We start from the raw sequence: 21441 nt of genomic DNA, 5'->3' as shown, positions 1-21441 counted from the left end.
CCATGCCATTATTAATTGTAGCAATAGGCGTAATTCTATTAATTGCTTTAATTTCTAAATTTAAATTAAATACATTTGTTGCACTCCTGATCGTATCATTTTGTGTAGCACTTACACTGGGTATTCCTATGGAAAAAGTTGTTTCCACGATAGAAGCTGGTATTGGCGGAACGTTAGGGCATATTGCGCTCATATTTGGTTTGGGTGCAATGTTAGGCCGACTAGTGGCTGATGCTGGCGGTGCGCAACGAATTGCAATGACCTTAATTAATAAATTTGGAGAGACTAAAATAGAGTGGGCCGTTGTAGTTTCCTCATTTATTGTTGGAATCGCAATGTTTTTTGAAGTCGGGTTAGTATTGTTGATTCCTATTGTTTTCTCGATTGCAAGAGAAATGAAGGTATCATTATTATCTTTGGGTATCCCAATGCTGGCAGCATTATTGGCCACACATAGTTTTCTTCCACCACATCCAGGTCCTACGGTAATCGCTGGGGAGTATGGAGCTGATATTGGGACAGTTTTGTTATATGGTATTATTGTGGCTATCCCCACCGTTTTTATAGCGGGTCCAATCTTTACTCGACTCGCAAAAAAGATAGTTCCTTCGGCATTTGGAAAGAGGGGAAGTATTGATTCTTTGGGCGATCAAAAAGTATTTAATCTCGATAACACGCCAAGTTTTAATATTAGTTTATTAACAGCCATGTTTCCGGTTATTCTAATGTTGATCGCTACTGGCGTAAAAATGGTATTCGGCAACGCTGGTACAAATGTTGTGTTTAAAGTCATTGCTTTTGTTGGCGATCCATCCGTAGCAATGCTAATTTCTTTAGTGATTGCAGTGTATACTATGGGAATTAACAGAAATATCTCTATAAAAGAAATTACTAGATCCTGTTCGTCAGCAGCAGCCTCTATCGGTATGATGTTATTGATTATTGGTGGCGGTGGAGCTTTTAAGCAAGTGCTTATTAATGGTGGTGTCGGCAAGTATATAGCAGCTATATTTGCTGGGACATCTATGTCTCCAATTCTTTTAGCATGGATTGTTGCAGCGATATTGCGTGTTTCTTTAGGCTCAGCAACTGTTGCGGCGATATCCACTGCTGGTTTAGTTATTCCGATGTTAGCACAATATGATGCTAATTTGGCATTGGTCACCCTTGCAACAGGTTGCGGCAGTGCCATTGCATCACATGTTAATGATGCTGGATTTTGGATGGTTAAGGAATATTTCGGCTTAACTTTGAAAGAAACGTTTGCTACCTGGACATTGTTATCGACAATTACTTCCGTTGTAGGGCTGATATTTATTTTGGCGTTAGATGCAATAATTAAATAGTGACTATCCGAATAGATATTTTAAGGGTAACCAACAAAGTAGATATTTAATTGTAGGATATAGGAGGATTTTGAAATGAATTGTAAATATATTAGTCCGATTTTGACATCGATCAATGCCGATGGTATGGTAGATTATGAAACGATGCATAAGCTGTACGACAAATTGATTGATGCAGGAATAGATGGAATTTTGGTTGGAGGCAGTTCGGGAGAGTTCTATGCTTTTACGTATGAAGAGATTAAGGAATTTATCTTGGATGCGATATCATATATTGGTAAGCGAGCAATTGTGATGGCAGGTACAGGACGTATGGTATACAAAGAAACTGTGGATTTGTCAAATTTGGCTTTAAAGGCAGGTGCAACGTCAGTACTTGTAGTAGGTCCATATTATAGTGCTTGCAACCAAGAGGATGTATTTAACTATTATGATAATCTTTTAACAGATGTAAAAGGACCACTTTATATCTATAATTACGAAGACCGTACTGGTTATGATGTAACAGTGGACACCTTTTTGCGCCTACTAGCTAAGCATGGCCATCTAGAGGGCATGAAAGATACGCATGCCGTGCTTCGACATACTCAAAAGTATATTCAACTCGTAAAATCTAAGTATCCGAATTTCATTATTTATACTGGATATGATAATAATTGCATTCCAACGGTTATTTCCGGTGGCGACGGTTGTATTGGTGCGTTATCTAATGTATATCCGTCTCTATGTGCTGAGGTTATAGAATCTCTTCGCAAGGAAGATTTGAGTCAAATTGTAAAGGCACAACGATTGATTGATGAAAGAATGCGTTTTTATGAAGTCTATACACCATTTAATCCTGTGATGAAATGGGCTATGGCGGAGTTAGGCACAGGTATGCAGGAAAACTGCAAAGCACCATTGACTGCGCTGACTGAAGATACAAGAGCTTCTTTGTCTGGTTTTGCGGATCAGTTATGGCGTAATAAATAGGATAGTAGTGTATTTTAAATGATACAAAGCGGATACATAATTCATTAATCGTTCCAGAAAATTAGCTACTTGAATGTAAAAAAAAGAAGTAGAAAAAATCGATTTACGATTTTTTCTGCTTCTTTTTTTGTTTTGCATCCCAAAATGGTATTAACCGTCGATAATGTTTCCCCATTTTACGAGCTACCTTCTCGTTTATCTCTAAAACATACTGTACAATGTTTTAAGTATATATTATAATCTCATATAGGAAAAGCTGCGTTGCCCAATTAACGTTGCTTTGTAGTATAAAGTAAGTGAAGGAGTAGTACATGGAGTTTATAGAAAAAATTGTTGGAATAGGTAATGATATTTTGTGGTCTTATGTGATTATTTTCTTGTTAATTGTAATAGGGATATATTTTACACTTAGAACAAAGTTTGTTCAAATTCGTTTTGCGAGGGAAATGTTACGTCTCATTGTGGCAAGAGGAAATAATGAGTCTAGTAATAGTATTTCATCTTTTCAGGCTTTTTGTATTAGTACGGCATCGAGGGTTGGTACAGGTAATCTTGCAGGTGTTGCTATTGCCATTGCAGTTGGTGGACCAGGTGCAATTTTTTGGATGTGGTTAATTGCATTGATGGGATCTGCTACAGGGTTTGTGGAAAGTACACTTGGCCAAATATATAAAGTAAAAGATAAAAACGGTTTTCGTGGTGGCCCGGCCTATTATATGGAAAAGGCTCTCCATATGCGCTGGTTAGGCATGATATTTGCGATATTGATTACAATTAGTTTTGGTCTCGTATTTAATTCGGTTCAGGCAAATACAATTGCTGCTGCGCTTAATGAAGCCTTTGGAATTCAAAACTTTGTAGTTGGTCTGGTACTAGCGGTTTTAACGGCGATTATTATCTTCGGCGGACTCAAACGATTAGCCAAAATTACAGAATGGTTGGTTCCTATTATGGCTGGTGGATATATTATTTTAGCATTATATATTATGCTTACCAATTTATCCTCACTACCTAAGGTATTTAGTCTCATTTTAGGAAGTGCTTTTGGTGTAAAAGCTGTAGCGGGTGGCGGGATTGGCGCTGCTATGTTGACGGGTATTAAAAGAGGTTTATTCTCTAATGAAGCAGGTATGGGAAGTGTACCAAATGCTGCTTCAACGGCAGACGTTTCTCACCCTGTAAAACAAGGATTAGTTCAGGCTTTTGGGGTATTTGTTGATACGTTAATGGTATGTAGTGCAACAGCATTTATCATTTTATTATCCGGAGCTATGGATCAGGGGTTAACTGGAGTTGCTTTGTTGCAAACAGCTCTTAGCGAACATATTGGTATATGGGCAAAAGGTTTTATCGCTTTGATTGTATTTTTGTTTGCATTTAGCTCTATTATTGGAAATTATTATTATGGACAAACTAATATTGAATTTATAAAAACCAATTCTACTTGGATATTTGTATATCGCATAATGGTTGTTAGCATGGTGTTGTTTGGTTCCATGGCAAAGATAAGTTTTGTTTGGGATTTAGCGGATCTCTTTATGGCTTTAATGGCACTTATGAATATCATTGTTATTGGAATCCTTGGTAAATATGCTTTTGCAGCTTTGCAGGATTATACCAAGCAAAAAAATGCTGGCAAAGATCCAGTGTTTTATAGCGATAACATTGAAGGTTTAGTGGGAGCTGAATGCTGGAAAAAGAAATCATAACTTAATTAATGAAGCAATTTATACTTCAAGGCGTATATGTAGCTATCTGTGATAGTCGAGTAAAGATCAGTATCGGTTGTGCGTAATTTATGAAAAAAAACGGAACATTATCTCTACTTTTCTTAGGTAATGTTCATGTGCGAGAAAGGCTTGTTTTGCTATACACTTTTTATATTTCGTTCCTTATTCGCATTTAGGACTTGACTTTGATTTGCTGGTCTTTGTCCCTTTAACTTTACTGCTTTAAAAGGATCGAGGCGTTTTTCGACTGCCTCGATCCTTCTATATGTCATTATTTTTTAGGCACTTACATCAAAGGTAGGCGAGTCTACCTTTTGGTCAGTCGTTCCCGCAGAAAACGATCTTCCGTAGATTCTATGCGAAACGTGCCGTTATATTTTTCAGCAATTGCCCGCATATTAGGGATGCCAAGGCCCAGTCCTTTAGGAATGGGTCTTTCCCTGTTTTGGCTGTTTTCAATCTCCAAAAAGATAAACCTATAATGAATTAAAAAATATTAATGAATGAAAATTTACTTCCTCAATATGAAAAACCCAGCCAAATGCAACTGGGTTTTTATTTATATAGGTCGGTCTAGGAAAGATGGGCATCCGTATAATATTGCTTATAATAAAGGGAATTTTTTTAGCCTCTATAGCCAAATTACTGGTATATCACCAGCTAAACATAGAATCTGTCAGTGTTTAAAAGAATCCATTAAGCTTACAATAATGGCCACCATACCGCCTGCAATAAGCGGACCTACAGGTAAACCACGAAAAAAGCAAACACCGATAATTGTACCAACAACTAAGGCCGTTGTTATTTCAGGTGATTCTTTCATAAAGAATATACCCTGACCAGCGACCCAGGGCACCAAGATACCAATAACAATTGCAATCAGACCAACTGGCGCTTTGAACAGGTCTACTACTTCATTACTGATATACGCCCTTGTGCTAACGGACTTAGAACTGCAATCGTCAAGATTATAATGCCAATATTCATACCATAACTCTATATTAAAGGAAAGAGACTTACGAAACCTAGATTTTGAATCAGTAGCAGCACCAATACGGCTATAGCTACCGTATTATTATTGCCGATAATAGGTAACACCAATACTACTAATATAGGAAGGTTGCCCCAATTCATTGAATCACATCCTCACTCATCATTCCCATATCAATATCTCCATATACTTTCGAATACAGCCCTACCATCTTCTCAGTTCTTTCAAATGCTTACACTTACTGGAAAAAGAATATGCTAATATACTACACTCTTAAACCTTTTACTATTCAACAAACAGCAATATCCTGCCTGGCTTATTCAGTCCATTGTCTGATTGTCGTTCAGTTAAACTTATTACATTATTTTCCCCACATGTCAGGGGCCTTTCTGTATCCACATCGATATCAGCCAAGCCGCTACCGACACAATCCCGGAAACTACGAAAGAAACACCGGCAATAAATCCCATCGCTCGGTTTTTTTCGTTTTTCAATTCTTCAATTGACTTTGCAATATCCGGGATCAGTTTCGTGTTTTCCTCTACCTTAACAACCCTTTCACTGACCTTTCCTATGTCTTTATTAAGTGTTGACAGTTCCCGGCTAATCTCTCCATGCAATAAACAAACTTCATTTTCTCCTCCCACTTTCCCACCTCTAATTTCATATTCCTGCCCAGTTAATTATTCAACCATAGAAAGGGAGGTTCTAAAGCCTCGTTTTCCCTGGAAATTTTATTTATGTATAAAAAAAGCCCCGAAGGCTGATCGGCATAACAAAACTGGCACCCATATGACGTTTGAAGGGAACATGCGATTTGGTTGCCTCGTGATATGAGATTTCCCGGACAGGTCGTCGGCTCACGTTATCGCGTGCATACCTTCGTCCTACCCGGGAAAAACAATTACAAGGGATCATAGATAAACTTGCTCTGCATAAAGCAATCTACTGAATTTTAATTTACACAAAATTTACCGAGCTGCTGCAACGATACAAGCTTTTATTCTTCAGGCAAAATATTATACACCATTCCAATAATTTTTGTTTTATCGCCTTTAATATCTAATTGAATGGTTGGAGCAGCCGTTTTTATTGCAACGGGCGGCTCTCCTTCATTTAGAGTAGAGTAACTTGCATATGATATTACTGTATTATCAGGCAATACTAAGTAAGAATATGCATATTGATGATTTGTTTCCTGTCCAAGCCAGCGAGGGCCATGAGATTTTTGTGTTAAAACAAGACCTGTCCCATTTAATGGAACATATTTTCCAAATAATTCATCTGAATAAAATCCAATTAGAAAGTCTCGATTTTCTAAATCATTACCTTTAATTGACATTTTATTGCCATGACAAGTAGTATATAAATAGTATTTACCATCTTTATGAATTACATTAATTCTTTCTATCTCATCGCTAACTAAATTTGCAGTTAACAATGGTTCATGAAATGCGCAATCTGTTAAAATATCATTTGTGAACTCTGCCACTCCAATACAACCATTGCCGTTTAAATCATCTACTGTAGGTTGATAATCAGGTTCAAATGTAGATCGTCCTATATAATCCCGCTTAATCGTATTTTCTGCATCTAGCTCATTACCTGTACAAGCCTCAAAGAATAGATAGTGTTTGTCTGTTTTTAAATCATGAAAATAATGCGGGTCTCTAAAACAATAATTATCCATTAAATCATTCCCACTCTTTAAATTGTGTTGACAAGGAAATTTTTTCGAAAATTCAATCGTTTGTTGTACGGTTTGATATAGAGATCCATCTGGTTCAGCTAACTTATAATGATAAGTTGGTTTTCCAAGTTGCACACCGTTTTCATTGATAGTGATTGGTAAAATTGCAGTTGCAAAGAATTGATCTGACTGCCATGTTCCTGTTTCTTCGTCGTGAAAAGCTTTTGAAACTGTATAGAAAAATTGGACTTTGCCATCTTTACGATATATTGTAGAACCAGACCATTCTTCGGAATCAGGTACTAAATTTTCTTCAAATACATTACCGCCAGCTTTATAATGTAAATCATCTTTACTATAGAAATACATTAATTTAGGTTTTGTAGAACCATCTGCTTTACGACCTAAGGCAATAAAAATTTTATATCCTTCAATATAAGCTATTTCATTCTCCTGATCCATAATAAACCATGAATCCCAAATATGATATTCTTTCATTAAGGGTTTGACTTTGGAGCTGTTGAATAATGGAAATGTATTTGTTTCATCATATTCCATATTACTTGCTTGCTCCCTTGTCCAATGGCTTATCCGTTTTTCTTTCGCTTTCTGTTCGCTTGTTTTCATTTTCATTTCTCCTCTTAGTGTATTTGTAATTTAAACATTACGTTATATAAGAAGATCTAAGCTTTTAAGATGTAACCCTATGGACCTTATTTTTTTCCATTTTAGGGATTTTTGAAGATGCACCCAGTTCAGCTAATGTTGTTCATTTGTTTGGCAGCAATTTTTTTTAAATTATTTAATGCTCTATTCTTAGCTCTATTCACTGATTGTCTAGATATATTTAATTCTTTTGCTAAATCAGTTTCTGACACATTTTGTATATAAATATTGTTAATAATACGTTTTTGATAATTAGGTAGTTTGTCCAATAAATCTAATACATATATACGATTATCTATTAATCTTTGATCTTCTTCTGATGTAGAAAGAATATTTAGGTCTAATGAAGTTTCATTATTTACAATATCCATATATTTTTTAGAAAGCTTTATGTATTTATTCTTAATAGAAATAGAAATATATCCAACAATACAATTATCTTTTTGTAAATTGATATTTTTAAATACCGGGATATACTTTATAATTTCTATTAAAGCTATTATCAAATCACTCTCTGCACCGTCATAATTTAATTGCCTATTATACTTTTTAATTAATGGGTTAAATTTTTCTAAAATTTGCAGCATATATTTTTCATTTCCCATTTGAGCTTTTTTTACTTTATCGCTTAATTCTCCCATGGTAAATCCTCCTTTTTATTTTATATATAAAAAGAAGAATTTTCCAAATTTGTAACTACGTGTATAAAAAGTTGCAATTGTCTAAAAAGTAAAATTTTCTCTAAAAGGTTTAATTGGTTACAATCGGTAGCCGCCATCTCAACCGGAAATGTAGGGTATAAAAAAACAGCCCAAAAACTGATCGGCATAACAAAAGCCGCTCCTAATGAGTTGCAAAGGATTGTATATTGAACGTCGAGGAAGCAATAGCAAAGGTGGCCCTGGCAGACTACCTAATTTAGATAAGCAGATAGACAAAAATCTAGCTGCCGAAGCACAAAGGCTCCCGCAGCAAATTATTCAGAACTCATTCCAGGAAAATTGCTTAATTGAATTTCTGTCTAACTTTTTGGGACATTTCATAACGGAGCAGCTAGACATATCAATTTAAAATACCATGGGTTCCGCCAATCTGTCAAATTCCATGCGAAATACCGAAAAGAATACAGACTTTCACGGTATCAATCAAGGGTCAGGAAATGCCTCTACCGTTACTTGGCAATGTGCAGAAGGCCATAATTGGGAAGCACTACTAAAGGATAGATGAATAAAAACCGCCCACCCCAAGTAATCTAAGCCCCAATCTGGGACACAGACAACATTGAGATAAGCGATCTTTTCTCGAACAAACAACTTTATTTTCTCTGCTCTTTAATTTTATTGAGAATTCCCGTTTCTTGTATGCTTTTAGTTAACTTTTCGTTGTCGTCTAGCCATTTGTTTTGAAATTCTTCGCTAGGAGTTAATGAAAAACCTAATTAAAGGGATAAAGAAAGGAGGACTAAGAAAATAAAAAGGTCTAAAGGAAAACCCCTTATTGGACGGTTACGGTGTCGTCTCACCCCCAAGTACATTTTGCGCATTTGGCTGTTTATTTTTCACATTCTATGTATTCTAGAACCTTGTCTATAAAAAGTATTCCGTCTAAATGGTCTATTTCATGACAAAATAATGATGCTAAACGATTTTCACCAGTTATTATGCACTCTTCTCCCTTTTCATTTAAAGCTTTTACCTTGACTTTAACAGGTCTTAATAATTTACCTTGTTTAGTCCTTGAAACGCTTAGACATCCTTCTACAACTTCGTGGCTCCCCTCAGCTTCAGTTACTTCAGGGTTAATTAAATTTATAACACCTTCTCCCATATCTATCACAACAACTCTTTTGATTTCACCCACTTGCGGAGCGGCTATTCCTATTCCCCCGGCATCATGCATTGTGTCGGCCATATCTTTAATCAGTGTTAAAATTTCGTCATCAATTTCTTTCACCTCTTCACAGATTTCCCTTAATACTACATCACCTACGAGTCGTATAGTTCTAACTGCCATTTTAATTCCTCCATTTCAATTATTTGTATAGATTGTAACATAATTACTTATTTTACAAAATATTTATATTTCAGGAGGAATTTAGGTTAATATGGATAATTCTAGAAATATATATAAGTTTAAAAAGGAGATAATTATGTTATGGACTATAAATATTTATTATCAAATACTGAATCAGCAGCGCTGTTGTCATTAATTCCTATTTATATGTACCTTTTTACTTTGTACCGTGAAAAACATATGGGGATTTGGTCAATAGGGTGGTCTATTCTATTTCTAAGAATTGTTTTACTTGATTCGGGAGTAGTTGCTATACGAGACGCCCAAATAGGTCTACTCGTATATGAATTGCAATCAATTGGAGCCTGTGTATTATTTATGTGGGGTGCTAATTCGTTTAGCGGCAATATAACAAAAAGGCTATGGACATATAGCGCAATAGTAGTTTCAATCATTAGCACTATATTAGCTTTTACGTCCTTACCAATTTTAATCAAACTTTCCACTGCAGCTTGCTTTGTAGGTATTACCTATATATGGACTGGTGTTGTCTTTAATCGATTGCAAACAAGTAAGTTAGGCAAACATATTGTTAGTAGCGCATATATTCTCTGGGGTATCCATACTTTGAATATGCCACTATTGCTAAATGTGACTTGGTTTGCTCCCTGGGGATTTTTTCTTGGCAGTATTTTACGAATCATGATTGCTTTTGGTATTTTAGTAGTCTATTTTGAAACCAGGTCGGTTTTAATCAAGACCGATAGAATGAATATAGTAGGAAAGATGGCTGTTAATGTCGCTCACAGAATACGTAATCCACTGACAGCAGTATCTGGGTATTTACAGAGAATTATTAGTAAAAATGAATATTGCAAACATAAATCTATGTTTAAAACTATACTGGAAGAATTGAATACAACTAATGATACTGTTAGAGAATATTTATTATTATCTAACGATAGAAGAGCCGAGCTAAAAAATCTAAACTTAAATGAAATTCTTAAGAAATTGCTCCCTTTAATGCAAAGCGATGCAGCGGTTATAAGAGTTAATGTAAAACTTGAGCTTGGTAATGTAACAGAATTATACCTAGATGAATATGAAATCCGCTACTTAGTACTCCAATTAGTACGCAATGGCTTAGATGTTATGCCTAACGGCGGAGAGCTTACTATATGTACATTTTCAGACAGTGATACGATTGTTTTATCTATACATGACCAAGGTAATGGAATTCCCCCACACATAATCGACTATTTGGGCACTCCATTTGTTACTACTAAATTCGATGGTGGTTTAGGATTGCCAATTTGTTATAGTATCGCTGATCGTCATCATGCTTTTATTAATTTTAAAACATCAGAAACTGGAACTACATTTTTTGTACATTTTAAAATAGCTTGTTCCGTAGCGTAAATTTGCCATTATTCTAGAAAAAAGGTTATATATACCAAAGAAAAGAGACATTCTCCTCTAAAAAATGAGGATATGTCTCTTTTTGCTGATGGAGGACTTTTTCAGTGGCCTCCCAATTACGGTAGGGAATCAACCGATTTTACTATTATAAGCAATCACTTTGATGCACTACATTTTAATCTAATATTTTAAGAACTACAAATGAAACACGGGGACAGGGGTGCGCCACGAAAGTGGATGAGTGCGTAAGCACTCAAATCCGCTGAACTTAGCTAGAGATGGAGGAAGGTCCTTCGAAGTCGCCATGCAGGTGGAGACTTCAAACCACCGTAAGCTGCTGTAGGCAAAAGCTATGGTAGTGAGCGTTACGGAAAAGGTGAAACGAAGATTTCATCAGGTAGGTGCCAATGGAGACGAATAAAACTGAACCGCTGAGGAAGTATCTAAACATGCAGATGTCATCAAAACCAGGAGGTACCTGTTAGCCTGGGATAAATCTGGAAGAAACCTGCTTACTGACCAGATGGTGACCGGTATAAAGGCGGCGTGAACGTGGTGCAGGCTCTAACTAGGAACGTGGGAACCTACGACTCTGATGATAACGGAAAAGTCACAAGCGGAGAACCCGCAAGGACGAAAGTACGAATGCAGGGTATAGGGGCGGAATAGCTTGTAGTAGCGAAGAAACTTCGTAATGGAAGTGGAGCGAAGAAGCTGAATTATCTAGTTTTGAAGATTAGTCAACCAATAAGGGAGGAACTGATGGACAAAACAAAATCGTTTAACATTCCCAAGATGGCAATGCCAAACAGCTGGTGACTTATTGTGGGATGGATCCATCTGTGCGGCAGTCAGGTAATTATGTAGGCACAAAGAACAGGGTGACCAAAAGAGGATCACCTTTTTTAAGGCGCTCACTCTACATGGCAGCAACAACAGCTATACGCAAAAATGGTAAGGGATCTTTGGTAAATGAAGTGATTTATGATTATTATCAAAAGAAGGTTCAGTCTAAAACCAGAAAGCAAGCGCTAGGCGCAGTTATGAATAAATTATTGCGTATTATTTTCTCGGTTTTAAAGAGCAAACAAGCTTTTCGTGTTATTACACCTGATGAACAAGTTCAGCTTTACCAGAAATGCCAAACAAAAGCTGCTTAAGAAGAATTAAAATCGAACATTTCTATTCACCTTTGGTAAAAATATTCGCTATTTCCAAAGGCTTATTTGATATGTACTTTTTAAAAGGGAATATTTTTTGACGTGGGGGCTTACTTTAGTTAGCTGGTCTCGTGTTTTCTGTGTCGGAACCCCGTCCCTTTGACACTCCAGGTCGCCATGCCATCCCCATGTCCCACTAAAATGCATGGCTAACTAATAAATTTTTCTAAGGCAGCAACTGCATGTTGCGAATCTCGCGCTGTTATACCTACCATGTTTATGAATATGCCCCTGTCTTTAAGCGCCTTTTCCAGAATTTCAATGAAGATGCCTCGCCCTTCGAATTCTTGGTCATCTGCCCAAGTGGTGTTAATGCCGCAGGTTGGAGAGCCGTTAATTCCTATCACCCCAACAATAGTAAAACCATGTTTCATATATTCTTCAACTTGGTAAACAATGCAATCTACCATTGACTGGCACAAAATTTTAGATTGTTCTTCTTTCATGCGTTTTGCAACTCTTGTGTCTTCTGATTCAACTGTGCGGCTCATTCTCGGATCGACTTCTCTGTCGAGTCCTAACTTCTCTTATCCTGAAACAGATAAATCTCTCCTCTCAGTTAACAAAGTATTTTGATATTGCTATTGACGAATATTACACTATAACTTCTTCGGTTTAATTTAGATACTACAGTATTCTTTTGCACAAAATTTTATGGGGTCAGTAATCACAGAATTCATATAAATCCGAGGAAAGAATATAATCTAATTCTTTTTCATTTTTTTTCTGTGTTTGTGTGAAAACAAATCCGAATATATCAAGATTAGGGTTATTCACTTTGCGAAGTTCTAGGACATTTTCAAAGGAGTTATATAGTTTATCATAATTAAATACTGAGCAAGGAATCGATTTATCGGGTTTATCCAGTAGAATTAAACTATACAGATGGCCCTCTTTCCCTTTTAATATTTCTGAAAAAGCTGGTTCTTTATTTTGTAAAAAGTATTCTATCGTTCGAATTCCATATGCATAGTAAGCAACATCTGTGCAAGAAAGACCAGCAAAGCGCATAGGATTAAATTCAATTGGACAAATTACATTTCCATCTACTCGTACTTCGACATGCATAGGAAAGTTTTTTAACTGTAAAAATTGATTTGCTTCAGTCAAAAACAATTCAAATGGATGCTTAAATGTATCAATAATTTCTTTACTTGTGTAGTACACCCTATCACTTACATCAGTGGTAGAAGCAAATTTATGAGTAAAAATATTCAGAATTACAGGCTTTCCATCATCATTATAATACGCATCAATAGCATACTCTGTTCCTGGAATATACTGCTCAAGAATGAATTTGGAATCGCCAATTACTGAATTGGGAAAATTTGATTTCCAATTCATTTTGCTTTCTTTTATATCTAAAATTGCGGCTTCTAGGTCTTGCCTATTATAGATTGTATATACCCCTAAACTTAGAAAACCAATTGAGGGCTTCAAAATAAAAGGGGGATTAAATTTTTCGAAATTGATTTCATCCAATTCTTCCTCTGTAACTTCTTTATATAAGAAATCAGGATACATTGGACGTAGTAATTCTCTGAATTTAAACTTGTCTTTTAAAACACTTATCTTTTCAATAATTTCATGGTTAGACAAATTATTATATATCCAATCCAAAGCATTTTCCGATGTAATATAGATCTTCCCATTCCGTTCATATTCTGCTTTCATCTGAGAATCGGTCAACAAATTCAACTGATATCGTTTCGCGGATTCTCTTGCAAAGTCATTGGCTAATACGGGTATGTTATGTTGGCTTAAATACTCTAACATCAAATCTGAAATATATGGTTTTTCTAATATAACCATTCTTTCAACTCCTAACAAATTTATAATATTGTTTGCTTTTTTGAATTGTAACATTGCAATTGTCTGCATGCAATATTATAATTGTATGCAAAACAATTTGGTTTAAAAAGGAGAATTGATATGCCTGTCAATTCATTTGACAACTACCCTATGACTTGGAAACCAAACCTATCTGGTAAAAAACCACCATTATATAAAGCATTAGCAAAGTTACTAGAAGAAGATATTAAAAACGGAACTTTAAAGCCAGGAGATATGTTACCACCGCAAAGAGAACTTGCTGATTATCTGGATATTAACGTAAGCACTATTTCTAGAGCTTTCAAGTTATGTGAACAAAAAGGAATGATAAGTGCAACAATCGGTAAAGGGACTTATATCTCATCTGATGTGCATGTTAACAGCAGACTCCTAACTCCTGCCAAAACAAGTGGGTTTATTGAAATGGGACCTACCTATCCAACCTATAGTCAAAATGATGTTGTAATTGAATTCATTAAAAATATGCTGGATCAGTCCAATGCCGCCGATTTTTTACAATACGTTTCACCTTCTGGATCATTGCCGCAAAAATCATCTGGTGTAAAGTGGCTTAAAAAGGCGAATTTAAATACTACTGAAGAACATATCATCCTTGCTTATGGTGGTCAAAATGCTTTGTGTGCAGTTCTATCTTCTCTTTTTCAACCTGGTGATCGTATTGGTACGGATCCATTAATTTATTCAGGTATGAAAACGTTAGCCAAAATGATAGGAATCCAATTAGTTCCTATTCAACAAGAAGATTATGAGATGTCTCCTGCATCGTTACGTAATTATTGTAAAAATCAAGAATTAAAAGGAATATATTTGATTCCTGATTATCAAAATCCAACTACACATTCAATGTCTTTTAATACTAGGAAAGAAATTGCAAGCATTGCAAAAGAATATAACTTAATCGTTATTGAAGATGCAATAAATAGCATATTAAGTGAAAATAAAGGTGTCCCTGTTGCCATGCTAGCTCCAGGGCAAACCGTATATATTTCCAGCACATCTAAGGCATTGTGTGCAGGACTGCGGATTGGATTTATCGTTACGCCTTCCATTTATAAAAGCACTTTAGAATTATCACTGTATAATATTAATCTGGTGATATCACCTTTTAATGCTGAAATCATTCGCCAGCTTATAGACTCTTCCCTTGCCGATAAAATCGTTGAGGAACGAAAAGAGATGATTGCTATACGAAACAGGTTAACAGATTCCATCCTTAATGACTTTCATCTTCTTGGTGATAAATATTGCTATTTTCGTTGGCTGCTGCTCCCCGAAGGTTGGACAGGTAAAACCTTTGAAGCATGTGCAAAAAATGCAGGTGTCCAAGTATATTGCGCCGAACGTTTTGCAGTTGGTAATTCCCCTGTACCTGCAGCTGTTCGTATCGCTATAACGGCTCCAAAAGATTTAGAGGAATTAGAAAATGGATTATATATACTCAAATCTATATTAAAACAAGCAGATGAGTTTACCATGCTATGAAACTGATATAAAGAAAAAAGCGACTATCAAGTCTATGCATATTGTTTGATAGGAAATCGTACACCTGTTGATGAAGATAGGTATAGAGCCATTAGAACAAGTAATGCGGCGGCTATGTGTACTGGTATAATAATAAACATCAGAGAGTAGGCAATCTGTTTCAAGACCGTTTTATAAGTGAACCAGTAGAAGACGATCAAGAATAAATCAAGGGAATAAATTCCTAGTTTAGAAGAATGTAAACTGATTAAAAAAGTCGCGTAACGAAAATTTTACATAGGCGAACATTTTCAGTATTGCCTTTTTTAATATTCGGATGTTTGACTTTAGTTAGCTGGTCTCATGTCCCTCATTGGGATTAAAGAAACTGCCAAGTGTACAAGAAACCTGAGACAGAGCTTCACTTTGGTAAAATAATGCTTATAATATAAAAATAGCAGGATTTGGAATTTATTAAGAGAAGATACCCATAATCTACCTTGTCAGCAGATTATGGGTATCTTTCTTGGGGATTCGACATAACAGATGAAATAAATACTGAAATTGCTATCGAAAATAAACGGAAGCAAATTAGAGAAGCTCAAATGGAATCTGACAAAGTAATGCAAGAGAAGCAACAGGAACTATCAGACTTAGAAATGATATTTAACACACTGCAGGAAGAAAAAAAGAAGAAGCTAGTAGACCTTATGGTACAAAATGCAAGACTTAGTTATCGCAATTGGTCAAGATGGATTAGTAGCCAATACGTTAAAATATTTGGATACTCAGCTTCTGATTGGTGTTAACCCAGACCCACAAAGATGGGATGGCGTTTTGTTGCCATTTCTCCTAGAAGACCTTACGACGATAGTTCCCGAGGTATTCAAAGAGAGAAGACCCGTGAAGATGGTTACAATGGCCAAAGCAACAATGAATGATGGGCAGACAATGTATGGGGTAAATGATCTGTTTATTGGTCAAAAATCTCATGTATCAGCTCGATATGAAATTGAAATGGGGAGCAGGAAAGAACAGCAGTCATCAAGTGGTATAATAATTTCTACAGGGTTAGGCTCTACAGGATGGCTAAAAAGCATTATGGTTGGGGCAGCAGCAATAACGGGAACTTTTACTAATAATGTAGTCTCACCAATCCCAACTCGTAAGATGAGCTGGGATGAAGGTAGTTTAATTTTCTCGGTAAGAGAGCCATTCCCAAGTAAAATTGAGTTTTAATTCTGGAATCACTGCGACCATTACCATTGCTGAGAAAAAGGGGCATTTAGTAGTGTAGAAGGCGGAAGGGCAGAATGTTTGTCTCATGAGAGATAGAATATACGATAATTGGAGAGAATTATTTAAAAAATATAGCGGGATTTAGTAATTAATATGAGGAGATTTTGTTATGAAAAATATACAGAATCCTTGGATCAAACTCAAGGAAACCATCGATCATGATGACTATAATTTGATCAAGAGGCTTCAAGATCAATGTATCTATGAAGATCAAACGGCCCTAAAACTCGAGCTTGATTATAAAAATGGAGTCACTTCTGAAAATGATAAGATTACTGGTATTCAAAACGTAAACGAATTTATGTATTTTGAAGGACAACAGATTATTGGCTATATTGGGATTAGCAGCTTTGGAGGCACAAAGACACCGATAGAAGTAAATGGCATGGTGCAGCCTGACTATAGACGACAAGGTGTTTTTAAGATACTAAGTGAACTGGTCATAGCAGAGTGGAAGAAAAGAAATTCAGGCAGTATACTTCTATTGAGTGACCGAAAGTCAAACTCTGGGCAGAAATTTATCAAGGGAACTGGCGCACAGTACAAACACTCAGAATATGAGATGTATCTCAAAAAAGATCACTTAGAACCACTTCAAAGGAAATTATGTGGAATTACCTTTAGGAAAGCCACCAATGCAGATGCCAGCGAGATTGCCCGACAAAATGCGATTTATTTTAGCGACGAATTTCGGGGGTTTAAAAATGCTCCGAATGATAATGAACCCGGTATCGTTTCAGCAGAAGCAGAAACGGTCATACCAAGTGAAGGCATGGTACTACCCGAAGAGGAAGAAAAGAGGGGGATGACGATGTATCTTGCTGAGAAAGATCAACAGATCATTGGAAAAGTCCATCTTCAATTAACCTCTAGAATTGGTGGAATCTATGGCTTAGGCGTATTACCTGAGCATCGTGGGAAGGGGCTTGGACGAGCAATTCTAATGATGGCTATAGAAAAGTTAGAAGAAATGAATGCAAGTGAAGTTATGCTTCAAGTGGCTACTGAAAACGCTAATGCCCTCAATCTTTATAAGTCCTGTGGCTTCGTGGAGACATCGATAATGGATTATTATGAAATTAAAGCATGAAATGACATTCTGATGACGAGTCAGGTGACGGTTCGAAACCAATGAAAAAGCCTTATTTTTAAGCGGTATAATCAGCTCGCTTTATGACAATTCTTGATAAAGCCTTCATTCTACAAAGAGTTTGTTTAAAATAAGCAAGGTATAAGAATACCAGAGCTGCTATCCTTTTTAAATTAACCGCCAAAGCAGTTAGTTTAGCTTGAGTGCTTATACTCTTTAGACCGTACCCCCGGGCACGGTCTAATCCATGAAAGCGCTTCATTTCGCCATTCTTCCATTCATGGCTAGCACGTTTTTTATACTTTTCTTTGAATTCCATCGTGCTTGCACGCTGACTGTATTCATAATATTCACCAGCATGGCTTCCGACAGATAACCGCTTTGTCTTAGAATTTGCGCCGATACACTGGACTCTATTGGGACAGTCTATACAATTTTCTTTATCAAATGTATATGTTAACATACTGGCCTTGTTTTTTTGATGCCGACATTTCTTGGCTACTGAAATAGGCTAACCTTTTGCTGACAAAGGTTAGTCTTAGAATCTTTTACAAAGTGTGGTAAATAATGATAATATTATATAGAGTTACAACATAGTCGTTAGATAAAACGAAATAAAGATTGCTTTTATCGTTAAATGAAAGTGGGGAACATTTGTATGTTAAAGTTGGGATTGATAGGTTGTACTGGTAAATTTGGAAAAGACATCATAAAATATATTTTACAGTCTAAAACAATTATTCTTAATAAAGCTATAGCTAGGCAAGCTAACCAATTTGTGGGACATGATATTTCATTATTAATCGGTAGTAATAATACTGGGATTATTATAACAGATAGTATCAAAGATGCTGCAAATTGCGATGTTTTAGTAGATTGCACAAACAAAGAAACATTTATTAATAATTTACCCAAATATGAAGAAATACTAAAACCAGTTGTTATAGCTACTACGGGTTTTAGTAAAGATGATTTTATAAAAATAAATCAAGTTGCAAAAAAAATACCGATAGTATTTTCACCAAATTATAGTTTCGGATTCTATAATTTTCTTGAAACCGTAAAGTGCGCTGTTTCTAACCTAGATAGGGAAACAGATGTACAAATAATTGAGTACCATCATAATCAGAAAAAAGATTCTCCGAGTGGTACAGCTATTAGAATTTTAAACGCAATATTGGAATCAAATCCTAAATTGATTGATAAAAATATTAATATAAACAGTATAAGGGCTGGTAGTATAGTTGGTGAACATAGAGTATTACTTGCAAACTGTAATAATGAAGAGATTGAACTTATTCATAAAATATCATCAAGAGAATCTTTATCAAAGGGTGTTGTTAAATCTGCTATATGGCTATGCTCAAAACCAAATGGATATTATAGTATGGATGATGTGGCAAAGGATCTCATACAAATGGTATAACCAAGTCAGGGGATTTTAGCCACTAATACTTCGAAATATTCTTAAAAGCCGCACTAACAAGGTGATACACCTTTTTTGTTTTCCACCTATGATAAAGGATCTTGAGAAAAAGATGGATGGGGTTTGTATGGAGATTTGGCAAGTTTCTGATTTGTAGTGGCGGTTGGTTTCTCTCTTGTTTTTACAGAGAAGAAAATAGAGACGGAAGTATTAAAAATATAATACAAAAAAGTTGACGGCTAAAGGTTTTTGTGTTAATATGCAAATAACCTAATAATGAATTATAAAGGTAATAGTGGAGAGAAACATATATATTTTCTGTTCCAGAGAGCCGATGGTTGGTGGGAATTGGTAGCAGTAGTATATAAAATAGTCACTTCTGAGTTGGCAGTTGAAATATGAAAGTAAACTGTGCCGGATCTTTCAAAGCATCCGTTATTGTGTTAGGGTTCAGTGATCTGATGAGATATCATTATTCCCAGATATAACTGATAGTAATAAGGGTAGTACCGCGGATTTTACTTCTACCCCTTGCTTTGGCAAGGGGTAGAAGTTCTTTTATTGCTCCAAAGTGTATAAGTTGAGTTAAAGAATGATAAAGAATATGTAGGAGGCTATTTCTATGTCAAATAAGATATCATTAAAGGATATGACTGCTATTGGATTGATGCTATTTGCTTTATTTTTTGGAGCAGGAAATTTGATTTTCCCCCCTAGTTTAGGACAAGGGGCAGGAGGTAATTTATGGCCTGCCATTATTGGTTTTTTAATTACGGGAGTTGGTCTTCCTTTGCTTGGGGTGTTGGCGATCGGTTTATCGGGAAGTGAGGATTCACAAGCTTTAGCTTCAAAAGTGCATCCGATATTTGCTACAGTATTAATGGTGAGTATTTATTTAACAATTGGACCCTTATTTGCGATTCCTCGTACGGCGGCTGTTTCTTATGAAATTGGCATACGTCCATTTATGCCTAATGATAGTGGCGTGAATACGATAGGATTATCGCTATATACTTTATTATTTTTTTGTATTACGTATTGGCTATCTCTGAATCCTAGTAAATTGGTAGATCGAATCGGTAAGATTTTGACGCCCTTATTGCTGATAACCTTAGTAGTGATATTAGTACAACCGATTATAAATCCATTAGGAACCATTCAAATGCCGTCTGTAGAGTATGCTAATTCCCCTCTATTTACAGGCTTTAAAGAGGGATATTTGACAATGGATACATTGGCATCTGTGGTATTTGGGATTGTGGTGATTAATGCTATTAAGGCTAAAGGGGTTACAAAGTCCAAGGATATTACCAAGGTCTGTGCAAGAGTTGGTTTGATTTCCGCGGGATTTTTAGCAATTATTTATGCAGCTTTAGCTTATGTTGGGGCGACTAGTGTGGAAACACTCGGGCAAGTTGCCAATGGAGGGATTATTTTGTCCAGTGTAGCAAATCATTTTTTTGGGCCACTAGGTAATGTAGTTCTTGGTTTGGCGATTATCTTTGCTTGTTTAACCACAAGTATTGGATTGATTACTTCCTGTGCAACTTATTTTACAAAGATATTTCCTCATTTTTCCTACAAACAACTTGTCGCAGGTTTTACGCTATTTAGTGCGGCTGTGGCCAATATGGGTTTAAATCAATTAATTGCCTTCTCGGTTCCTGTATTAGTAACGTTGTATCCCATCGTTATTGTCCTAATCCTATTAGTATTTTTGGAACCCTTATTCAATGGTAAAAGGGAAGTTTATGTCTGTAGTATCTTTTTGACAGCTCTTATTAGTCTGCTAGATGGTATGCAAGCAGCAGGCTTACAATTAACCCTAGTTCATCAGTGGTTAAACAGGGTTATGCCACTGTATGCGGAGGGGTTTGGCTGGGTTGTGCCAGCAATTGTTGGGGTGGTTTTGGGATATTGTATAAATGTAGCTCGTAAGTCGAATTCGTTGTCAGCGGTAGGAAATGAGCGTGGATAGCTGTGATAAAAAGAGGACTTGTTAAATAGTCTTTTTCAAAAGAGATGCATTAAAATAAGAGTACCGTCTTGCCAAGGAGTATCTTGGCAGGACGGTACTCTTATTTTCACCTAATGAAGGAAATTTTTTAAAAGGGACAGGTTGTCTGCATCGAGAGATGGAAGAATTAAGAGTCCTGGACTACAATTCTTGTTGGGATAAAGGCAACTGCAGATTGACAAGCAGGATTTGGCATTTATAAAGAGAAGCTACCCATAATAACTTAGTTAGTAAATTTATGGGCAGC

18 protein-coding genes and 2 pseudogenes are annotated in these 21441 nt (G+C 36.0%); 10 read left to right on the top strand and 10 right to left on the bottom strand.

Annotated features, from left to right (window positions below; all coding sequences use genetic code 11):
- Positions 1 to 2 precede the first annotated feature (2 nt).
- The 3 genes from LMF89_RS19670 to LMF89_RS19660 all read left to right on the top strand — a co-directional run bounded on the left by LMF89_RS19670 (position 3) and on the right by LMF89_RS19660 (position 4027).
- Positions 3 to 1346, top strand: a complete 1344-nt coding sequence (locus tag LMF89_RS19670) for a gluconate:H+ symporter (RefSeq protein WP_229536559.1) — start codon at positions 3 to 5, stop codon at positions 1344 to 1346.
- 75 nt (positions 1347 to 1421) lie between these two features.
- Positions 1422 to 2318 (top strand): dihydrodipicolinate synthase family protein, encoded by an 897-nt coding sequence (locus LMF89_RS19665; RefSeq protein WP_229536558.1) that lies wholly within the window; start codon positions 1422 to 1424, stop codon positions 2316 to 2318.
- 311 nt (positions 2319 to 2629) lie between these two features.
- Complete coding sequence (locus tag LMF89_RS19660) at positions 2630 to 4027, top strand: alanine/glycine:cation symporter family protein (protein WP_229536557.1); 1398 nt, start codon at positions 2630 to 2632, stop codon at positions 4025 to 4027.
- A 328-nt stretch (positions 4028 to 4355) separates the two neighbouring features.
- Here LMF89_RS19660 and LMF89_RS19655 read toward each other — a convergent pair whose 3' ends face one another.
- The 7 genes and pseudogenes from LMF89_RS19655 to def form a co-directional block, all read right to left on the bottom strand.
- A complete protein-coding gene (locus tag LMF89_RS19655) occupies positions 4356 to 4514 on the bottom strand; it encodes an ATP-binding protein (RefSeq protein ID WP_229536556.1) in 159 nt (52 codons plus the stop codon).
- 210 nt (positions 4515 to 4724) lie between these two features.
- Positions 4725 to 5035 (bottom strand): annotated as a pseudogene (locus LMF89_RS19650) (DUF441 domain-containing protein).
- A gap of 9 nt (positions 5036 to 5044) precedes the next feature.
- Entirely contained in the window at positions 5045 to 5182 is a 138-nt protein-coding gene (locus tag LMF89_RS19645; RefSeq protein ID WP_229536555.1) for a hypothetical protein, read from the bottom strand.
- A gap of 234 nt (positions 5183 to 5416) precedes the next feature.
- Positions 5417 to 5686: a hypothetical protein gene (locus LMF89_RS19640; protein WP_229536554.1), complete on the bottom strand. Its 270-nt coding sequence runs from the start codon at positions 5684 to 5686 to the stop codon at positions 5417 to 5419.
- 353 nt (positions 5687 to 6039) lie between these two features.
- Complete coding sequence (locus tag LMF89_RS19635; protein ID WP_229536553.1) at positions 6040 to 7356, bottom strand: glycoside hydrolase family 68 protein; 1317 nt, start codon at positions 7354 to 7356, stop codon at positions 6040 to 6042.
- Positions 7357 to 7484: 128 nt separating this feature from the next.
- The gene (locus LMF89_RS19630; RefSeq protein ID WP_229536552.1) at positions 7485 to 8036 is read right to left on the bottom strand and encodes a sigma-70 family RNA polymerase sigma factor; all 552 of its coding nucleotides are present in this window, start codon (positions 8034 to 8036) and stop codon (positions 7485 to 7487) included.
- A 910-nt stretch (positions 8037 to 8946) separates the two neighbouring features.
- A complete protein-coding gene (def, locus tag LMF89_RS19625) occupies positions 8947 to 9408 on the bottom strand; it encodes a peptide deformylase (protein WP_229536551.1) in 462 nt (153 codons plus the stop codon).
- A 141-nt stretch (positions 9409 to 9549) separates the two neighbouring features.
- Between def and LMF89_RS19620 the strand changes: the two genes are divergently transcribed.
- Together LMF89_RS19620 and LMF89_RS19615 are read left to right on the top strand one after the other, a co-directional pair.
- The gene (locus LMF89_RS19620) at positions 9550 to 10827 is read left to right on the top strand and encodes an ATP-binding protein (RefSeq protein ID WP_229536550.1); all 1278 of its coding nucleotides are present in this window, start codon (positions 9550 to 9552) and stop codon (positions 10825 to 10827) included.
- A gap of 812 nt (positions 10828 to 11639) precedes the next feature.
- A complete protein-coding gene (locus tag LMF89_RS19615) occupies positions 11640 to 11987 on the top strand; it encodes a transposase (protein ID WP_255711549.1) in 348 nt (115 codons plus the stop codon).
- 209 nt (positions 11988 to 12196) lie between these two features.
- Here LMF89_RS19615 and LMF89_RS19610 read toward each other — a convergent pair whose 3' ends face one another.
- Entirely contained in the window at positions 12197 to 12538 is a 342-nt protein-coding gene (locus LMF89_RS19610; RefSeq protein WP_229536548.1) for a hypothetical protein, read from the bottom strand.
- Between the two features lie 169 nt (positions 12539 to 12707).
- Complete coding sequence (locus tag LMF89_RS19605; RefSeq protein WP_229536547.1) at positions 12708 to 13859, bottom strand: ATP-grasp domain-containing protein; 1152 nt, start codon at positions 13857 to 13859, stop codon at positions 12708 to 12710.
- Positions 13860 to 13940: 81 nt separating this feature from the next.
- Between LMF89_RS19605 and LMF89_RS19600 the strand changes: the two genes are divergently transcribed.
- The 3 genes from LMF89_RS19600 to LMF89_RS19590 all read left to right on the top strand — a co-directional run bounded on the left by LMF89_RS19600 (position 13941) and on the right by LMF89_RS19590 (position 17751).
- Positions 13941 to 15383 (top strand): aminotransferase-like domain-containing protein, encoded by a 1443-nt coding sequence (locus tag LMF89_RS19600; RefSeq protein ID WP_229536546.1) that lies wholly within the window; start codon positions 13941 to 13943, stop codon positions 15381 to 15383.
- A gap of 699 nt (positions 15384 to 16082) precedes the next feature.
- On the top strand, positions 16083 to 16601 hold the full coding sequence (locus LMF89_RS19595) for a diacylglycerol kinase catalytic domain-containing protein (protein WP_229536545.1): 519 nt from the start codon (positions 16083 to 16085) through the stop codon (positions 16599 to 16601).
- Positions 16602 to 16770: 169 nt separating this feature from the next.
- Complete coding sequence (locus LMF89_RS19590; protein ID WP_229536544.1) at positions 16771 to 17751, top strand: GNAT family N-acetyltransferase; 981 nt, start codon at positions 16771 to 16773, stop codon at positions 17749 to 17751.
- A 148-nt stretch (positions 17752 to 17899) separates the two neighbouring features.
- Here LMF89_RS19590 and LMF89_RS19585 read toward each other — a convergent pair.
- Positions 17900 to 18232 (bottom strand): annotated as a pseudogene (locus LMF89_RS19585) (transposase); the annotation flags it as partial.
- 177 nt (positions 18233 to 18409) lie between these two features.
- Between LMF89_RS19585 and dapB the strand changes: the two are divergent.
- Positions 18410 to 19177 carry a 4-hydroxy-tetrahydrodipicolinate reductase gene (gene dapB, locus LMF89_RS19580; RefSeq protein ID WP_229536543.1) on the top strand — a complete coding sequence of 256 codons (768 nt, stop codon included), beginning with the start codon at positions 18410 to 18412 and terminating at the stop codon, positions 19175 to 19177.
- 622 nt (positions 19178 to 19799) lie between these two features.
- Positions 19800 to 21155, top strand: a complete 1356-nt coding sequence (brnQ, locus tag LMF89_RS19575) for a branched-chain amino acid transport system II carrier protein (protein WP_229536542.1) — start codon at positions 19800 to 19802, stop codon at positions 21153 to 21155.
- Positions 21156 to 21441 lie beyond the last annotated feature (286 nt).

Origin of the sequence: Pelosinus baikalensis (genome assembly GCF_020819555.1) — a bacterium.
GTDB classification, from domain to species: domain Bacteria; phylum Bacillota; class Negativicutes; order DSM-13327; family DSM-13327; genus Pelosinus; species Pelosinus baikalensis.
This window is presented reverse-complemented; position numbering and strand designations above follow the sequence as displayed.

What these genes read in the sequence shown, in the direction of transcription:
- LMF89_RS19670 (WP_229536559.1), top strand. Translation starts at nt 3, where the DNA reads ATGCCATTATTAATTGTAGCAATAGGCGTAATTCTATTAATTGCTTTA.
- LMF89_RS19665 (WP_229536558.1), top strand. Translation starts at nt 1,422, where the DNA reads ATGAATTGTAAATATATTAGTCCGATTTTGACATCGATCAATGCCGAT.
- LMF89_RS19660 (WP_229536557.1), top strand. Translation starts at nt 2,630, where the DNA reads ATGGAGTTTATAGAAAAAATTGTTGGAATAGGTAATGATATTTTGTGG.
- LMF89_RS19645 (WP_229536555.1), bottom strand. Translation starts at nt 5,182, where the DNA reads ATGAATTGGGGCAACCTTCCTATATTAGTAGTATTGGTGTTACCTATT.
- LMF89_RS19635 (WP_229536553.1), bottom strand. Translation starts at nt 7,356, where the DNA reads ATGAAAACAAGCGAACAGAAAGCGAAAGAAAAACGGATAAGCCATTGG.
- LMF89_RS19630 (WP_229536552.1), bottom strand. Translation starts at nt 8,036, where the DNA reads ATGGGAGAATTAAGCGATAAAGTAAAAAAAGCTCAAATGGGAAATGAA.
- def (WP_229536551.1), bottom strand. Translation starts at nt 9,408, where the DNA reads ATGGCAGTTAGAACTATACGACTCGTAGGTGATGTAGTATTAAGGGAA.
- LMF89_RS19620 (WP_229536550.1), top strand. Translation starts at nt 9,550, where the DNA reads ATGGACTATAAATATTTATTATCAAATACTGAATCAGCAGCGCTGTTG.
- LMF89_RS19610 (WP_229536548.1), bottom strand. Translation starts at nt 12,538, where the DNA reads ATGAGCCGCACAGTTGAATCAGAAGACACAAGAGTTGCAAAACGCATG.
- LMF89_RS19605 (WP_229536547.1), bottom strand. Translation starts at nt 13,859, where the DNA reads ATGGTTATATTAGAAAAACCATATATTTCAGATTTGATGTTAGAGTAT.
- LMF89_RS19595 (WP_229536545.1), top strand. Translation starts at nt 16,083, where the DNA reads ATGCAAGACTTAGTTATCGCAATTGGTCAAGATGGATTAGTAGCCAAT.
- LMF89_RS19590 (WP_229536544.1), top strand. Translation starts at nt 16,771, where the DNA reads ATGAAAAATATACAGAATCCTTGGATCAAACTCAAGGAAACCATCGAT.
- dapB (WP_229536543.1), top strand. Translation starts at nt 18,410, where the DNA reads ATGTTAAAGTTGGGATTGATAGGTTGTACTGGTAAATTTGGAAAAGAC.
- brnQ (WP_229536542.1), top strand. Translation starts at nt 19,800, where the DNA reads ATGTCAAATAAGATATCATTAAAGGATATGACTGCTATTGGATTGATG.